At 62.0% G+C, this 481-nt stretch carries 1 protein-coding gene; it reads right to left on the bottom strand.

Annotated elements, in window-relative coordinates:
- Nucleotides 1-396: hypothetical protein (locus tag I6F37_RS38750; protein WP_225154181.1), on the bottom strand; the 396-nt coding region annotated here is incomplete at its 3' end.
- Between the last annotated feature and the right edge of the window lie 85 nt (nucleotides 397-481).

Raw genomic sequence — 481 nt, 5'->3', positions numbered from 1 at the left:
GAACACACGTCGTTCGCTCTCGAGTTGAGTGTCCAGGGCTTGCATGTCGAGGGTTAGCTGCGCCCGGGGATCGGCCGTAGCGTAGCCTCTCGCTCTGATCTCTTCGTCCCTGCGTCGCCGTTCCTGCAGGATGATGCCGGAGAGCGATCGCGTCTGGTCATCCCGCAGAGGCTCTGACGTGGACGCGAGTCGGGTTCGCAATGCCGATACCATCGTCGTCGTATCAACGGAAGTCGCATGCTCTTTCCAGCGTTGATACCTCGCGGCGCCAAGGCGTGCTGCAACCTCCGCTTCGCTCAGGTTCTCGCCCAGCACTTCTGCAAGTAATTGTAGATCTTCGGGCGTAAAGCCGGTTTCCTTTGCCAGGTCTGGGTACTGCCTGCGCAGCATGGCCATCGCCACGCCCGCACCAGGTCCCGCACCTCTCGGAGCAACGAATACCTGCATCGGTACTTCCGGCGCTCTGCCGGCTGGCGATGGG

Source organism: Bradyrhizobium sp. NBAIM08 (assembly GCF_020193935.1).
Taxonomy (GTDB): domain Bacteria; phylum Pseudomonadota; class Alphaproteobacteria; order Rhizobiales; family Xanthobacteraceae; genus Bradyrhizobium; species Bradyrhizobium yuanmingense.
The sequence above is the reverse complement of the archived record's forward strand: the minus strand, read 5'-3'. Positions and strand labels throughout refer to the sequence as shown.